The following is a 5,207-nucleotide window of genomic DNA, read 5'->3' as shown; positions in this document are numbered from 1 at the left end:
TCAATCATTTGCAATATAAAGTTAGGATAATATCAAGGTTAGGATAATGATGCCCGTATCCGACATAGGGAGCATCTTTGAACCCGTGTAAGCCCTCAAAATGCTTGATGCAGACAACGGCACGCTCAAAGGGCGGCAACGAGAGAAGTACATTTCTTCTGTCCTGAGCCGAAAGCCGTAAGCAGGAAAGGCAGACAAGGCACAAGACGACAAGTTTACTTCCTATCCTCATCCTTCTTCTCCTTTTCCTCGTTCTTCTGACTGTTGAACTCAAACGAGAGCTTTGCCGTCTGCCCGAAGTTGTCCTCCACATACACATCTATTGTCTGTTGGTCTGTGGATGCGGAAGTATAGTATAGCCTGAACTCTTCTTTCGTGAGCGGATAACGGTCATTGGGCTTGAAGACCATACCGTTATCCATCTTCAATCTCCCCCTACCATCGGGTTGGAAATAACGGATGGTATAGCGTGCATCTTCAAATCGCCCCTGCCGTTTGAGCGTGCAGCGTATTTCCGCCGTCTGTCCCTTGGCGATATGCTTCTGCACCGGCATTGTCTCTACCGTGAACGGATACGCCTGCTGAATATCCAGCTCGTGATTACAAGCAGATAAACAAAACACAGCAATGGAGAGTACCCCCATTACCCAAATTGTATTCAATATTTTCTTCTTCATTGTTTGTTACATTTTATATTATACACTCACACCCGCCTTTGAGACAGCAGGTAGTCATTCAAATCCTTATGTTTGGCATATAGGGCAGAACGGTCGATGACCTTCTCCCCGAAACAGCCATGCAATCTCTGAAAAGTCCTTCTCCCTGCCTCGTCATTGTCGAGGAAGCATTCTATCCTTTCATAGCCCTGCAAGGCTTTCTCCGCTTTTTCCACGTTGGAGACGGAATTAAGCACAAGCCAGTCCGAAGCGATGATGCCCATTTGCATAGCGGAGAGGTAATCCATAAAGCCCTCGAATACGGCACACACGTCCGAACCGTTACGCTTCAGTGAAATATCCTTCGGAGGGATGCAGCCCTTGAAGAAGCGATTACGCAATTCCATTCCTCCTGCCTCATTACGAAAGCCGATGGCATAGTACCGTTTGCCATGCACCCGGTATCGAACCTCCTCGCAGTTGGGTATGGCAACGTGGGCATTGATTCCCCGTTCTTCCAGATAACCCAGCAGTCTGGGATTCTGCAATGGTCGCACCCAAATATCCTCGAAGATAAGTCCTTTCCTTTCGCTTCTTTGCGGTTGTTCCAAAGCAAGTGGCGGACACGTTCCACTCTTTGCAATGAAAGCCGCCCGCAGGAGGAAGTCACCGCTTCCGATAAACTCTCCTGCTAAGTCGAAAATGTCGCCCCCTTTGCCGATTCCAAAGTCGAACCATACATTTTTATTCGTATCGACCTTGAACGAGGGTGTCCGTTCCGTGCGGTAAGGAGCATTGTACCAGAGAATGCCACCTTTCTGCTTTTTTGGCTGAATCCCCATTGCGTTCAGGAAGTCCGCAATGGGGATTTTTCTCATTTGTCGCACGTCCATCAGTCCAGCATGATTTTCAGTCCGACACCGTACTGGGCATGGAAACGCTCCGTAGAGCCACCCCACAGACAACACTCCCTGCCATAGAACAATAACACCAATCTGTCCGTCAGATAAGTCTCCGCCTGCAAGGTAACGGCACCACCATAAAGAAAGCCGTCCTTATTTCGTAGCGTCGAGCCGTCAAAGAGCAGTTTCTTTCCACCATTGACCGTCTCATATCCCGCCAAGGCAGAAACGCCTGCGGAGAGGAAGAAGGTCTTGCTCCCGTCGGACAGCATATTACAGAAGAAACCTCCCTCGCCCGTGAACTGCTCCGTAGGGATACGGCTATCCCGATAAGGGTGGTATCTGCAGAGATACTCCGCCCCAAGCACCCATTGATGTCCGCCTTTAGTGTAGGTGGCAAGCGAAGCCCCGAACATATAGCCTGTGTTGTTGCTGGCAGACTTGGCATAAAAGCCGTCCGCCATGCCTGCGGTCAGGCGTATGCCCTTCATTTTGGGCAGACAGCGTTGGGCGTGTGCCTGCCCTGCAAAGAGGGCAAGCATCACGATAAATATGGAAAATAGAGACTTTCTCATATTACTTCACTCTGAGTTCGTCAATCTCCCCTGCACGCACAAGGTCTTCGTTCTCCACGATGAAGGACTGATGTCGCCCACCGTTTTTCTCGTGCATCTCCACAATGAGCTGCTTGTCATCGGGGATGGTGAACTTCTGAAGCGTGAACACCGTGCGACCGCTCTTCTGTCCCGCCACACAGGTAACATAGTTGTAGGCACGCAGCGGAAGCAGTACCTGCTCCTGCATGGCGGTCTGCTTGGCAACCTTCTTATCCACGATTTTGAACGTGATGAAGTCGATGTCGAACGGAACGTTGGATTTGTTGCGCAGTTCGGTGTGGAAGTACAGTAACCCGTTGTGCGAGTACAGACCTCGAAGCAAATATTGAATGCCAAACGCCTTGCTGCCGATGTGCTTGACGGTACGCCTATTCTCCTTATGGATGGACTTCATGATGAGCCTTACCAGCATCGGACTCTCGCTGCCAAGTTCCTTCAGATAGACCTCCATCGCATTGTTTGGGCGGTTTACGCTCGCACCGTCATGAATAAAGTCCGTCATCTCCACGTTCAAGAGCAGCGGCTCGTCGGCATACTTGACATGTAGGCTCGGCGATGGGCGCCTTACCACCTTTCGGTGGTAGGTTTCCCATAGCCTGCCCCCGAACCGTACGTGCAAGTCTCCCTGCATACGGCTCTCCACTGGTAATGTCAGTTTATTTGTCATGGGCATGAATTTTTGCATTACAATGTTTGCATACTGCCAACGTCTTACGCCATTTCTTAATCATCAGTCGGTGCCACTCCGTATCGGTATTTATACCTTTGAGTTTACGGACTTGATACATTACGGTCTTGACATTGGTTGCTCCACACAATTCACATTTGTGCTCCATGAGTCTCTCCGCAAGAGTGGGGAAAGGAAGTACAAACGTGTTAGGTAGATTATCGCAGGTTGCGTCTTTGTCCGGCTCTTGCCTTGCAAAGCCGTCATTATAGAATATTCGGAACTTGGTTTCTCCTTTCTTTGCTTGATAAGGTATCGCCAAGTCATGGTCTCTTCTGTACTTTCGTATAACCTTGGCAGTTGATGAATTTAGTTTCTTTGCCAAAGTTTTGCAGAAACTATATCGCATTATGTAACCGAATTTACTTCCTGCAAAAGAGATGTTGTCCGCAATCCTATAATATTGGTACAAACCTCTGATTTCAGTTGTATAGCGTGCGCAAATTGTGGCTGGGTCTTCTTTGGTCAGGTAATTGCGTGGCATGGCATACCAGATTTCCTTTCCATTGATTACCCTAAGCTCCATTGCTTTCAGTTCCAATAATTTCTTTTGGACGGAGGCGATAGGCAGAGTCAGTATTATGCGTCCGCTGAACGGTCTCTTCAGCCATCCCAGCTTGTTTCGCTTCATGGCTTCGGATTTTCTGACAGAGATTTCATACCCAAGAAACTTTGCTGAATCCTGCGCATTTGTGATAAGGGTCTTTTCTTCGGAGAGTTCAAGCTTTAGTTTGTCTCTCATGAATATTGTAAAGTTCTCTTTCATTTTCGCACAGTCTGCTTTACTACCAATTACACCGATTAGAAAGTCATCGGCATATCTGATATATTTAAGTCTCTTGTAATTACTATCCATTGCCATAGATGCCGGCACTCTCCGTGTCTTAGCTTCCACCTCTTTCAGTTGTGTCAGCAATTCACGTTTCGTATCCTCATCAGTGGCGTTTCGGATAGTCTTGCGTAATCTTACAGCCTTTCGGCTGTAACTTGCGTGGAGTGGGTTTTCCCGCTTTTTCTTGCCCTTGTCGAATGATTCCGCATATTCACGCATGTATTTATCGAACTTATCAAGGTAGATATTTGCCAAGATAGGGCTTATTATCCCTCCTTGGGGAGTTCCCGAATACGTCTTGTGAAATGTAAAATCTTCGATATATCCAGCCTTTAGGAATTTCCATATCAGTCGAAGAAATCTTTCATCTGATATGCGCTCACGAAGAGTTTCAATCAGAATATGGTGGTCGATGTTGTCGAAGAATCCTTTGATGTCACCTTCGATGAACCAGTTCGCACCAGTGAAAAGAGTTTGGATGGAACGCAAAGCCGTATGACAGCTTCTTCTTGGTCTGAATCCATGCGAGGATTTCTCAAAATGTCCCTCATAGACAGCTTCAAGAATAAGTCTGACGACCTCTTGCACCATCTTGTCTTCGATTGATGGGATGCCCAATGGTCTTTTCTTCCCATTCTTTTTAGGGATATAGACTCTTCGGGCAGGCGTTGGCATGTAACTTTCATCCTTTAGCGCAGCTATCAGATGTCCTATTCTATCAACGCTCATTCCGTCAATGGTCTTGCCGTCTGAGCCGGGTGTCATGTTGCCCGGTTTCGCATAAATGCGCTGGTAGGCTACATAAAACATCTGTTCATTGAATAGGATGCGGTACAACCTTTCGTACTTGTAATGCACATCTTTGCTATGTGCAGATAAACTGTTTAATATGGTCTCTGGATTTCTCATACGTCTCACACGTTATCGTTTGACAATATTAAAATTACCGAGCTGTTCCCCTTCGCCATGTACGTGGCTTTCCCACGCTCAGACTACTATGGGAACTCCGTTGCCATGCGGAGTTTTCAGAGCCTGTGCTCATAGCCTTTCGGCATCTCCGTGTAGGCAATCCCCATTTAGTGGACTTGATAACTTGGCTTGACAGACTGTCGGATGCAACGTACATCCTTTTCTGTTCTCTGACGGATATGTCGCAGTAAATTCCTTGCCCATCACTCNGTTCAATAAGCGTGGGTACTGCGAGGCAACGTATATAACTGCTTTCCGTTGCCACCTCTACATTAGTCATAGGACTATTGTTCAACCAATCAGGTTTCATCCTCGTGTCTGTCTTTTCCCATAGCAATTCAGTCGCAGTTTAGCAATTAACTGACTTATCGCGTTACCGACATGCTTCACTCCCCGTTTGGTTTCCCATTCGGATAAGTCGGTCTGGGATAGGTTTATAAATTGGAATACTAACCTAATCACTTGCCAAAGTGATTATTATCAAGCCCCTATTATGGGCGCACT

General features: G+C 47.2%; 4 protein-coding genes and 2 pseudogenes. All 6 read right to left on the bottom strand.

Annotated elements, in window-relative coordinates; translation table 11 throughout:
• Positions 1-49 precede the first annotated feature (49 nt).
• Positions 50-232: pseudogene (locus HMPREF9304_RS14965) on the bottom strand (lysozyme); the annotation flags it as partial.
• The gene (locus HMPREF9304_RS08045; RefSeq protein ID WP_036873511.1) at positions 216-677 is read right to left on the bottom strand and encodes a DUF3872 domain-containing protein; all 462 of its coding nucleotides are present in this window, start codon (positions 675-677) and stop codon (positions 216-218) included. The gene HMPREF9304_RS08045 and the pseudogene HMPREF9304_RS14965, both read right to left, overlap by 17 nt.
• A 26-nt stretch (positions 678-703) precedes the next feature.
• Positions 704-1,549 carry a toprim domain-containing protein gene (locus tag HMPREF9304_RS08040; RefSeq protein ID WP_036928122.1) on the bottom strand — a complete coding sequence of 282 codons (846 nt, stop codon included), beginning with the start codon at positions 1,547-1,549 and terminating at the stop codon, positions 704-706.
• Positions 1,549-2,133, bottom strand: a complete 585-nt coding sequence (locus HMPREF9304_RS08035; protein ID WP_023058442.1) for a conjugal transfer protein TraO — start codon at positions 2,131-2,133, stop codon at positions 1,549-1,551. Before HMPREF9304_RS08035 ends, HMPREF9304_RS08040 begins: the two co-directional genes overlap by 1 nt.
• Before the next feature lies 1 nt (position 2,134).
• A pseudogene (gene traN / locus HMPREF9304_RS08030) lies at positions 2,135-2,725 on the bottom strand (conjugative transposon protein TraN); the annotation flags it as partial.
• A gap of 106 nt (positions 2,726-2,831) precedes the next feature.
• Positions 2,832-4,643, bottom strand: coding sequence for a reverse transcriptase/maturase family protein (locus tag HMPREF9304_RS08025; protein ID WP_008126020.1), 1,812 nt, complete (start codon positions 4,641-4,643; stop codon positions 2,832-2,834).
• Positions 4,644-5,207 lie beyond the last annotated feature (564 nt).

This window comes from Hoylesella timonensis S9-PR14 (assembly GCF_000762405.1).
Classification (GTDB): domain Bacteria; phylum Bacteroidota; class Bacteroidia; order Bacteroidales; family Bacteroidaceae; genus Prevotella; species Prevotella timonensis_A.
The sequence above is the reverse complement of the archived record's forward strand: the minus strand, read 5'-3'. Positions and strand labels throughout refer to the sequence as shown.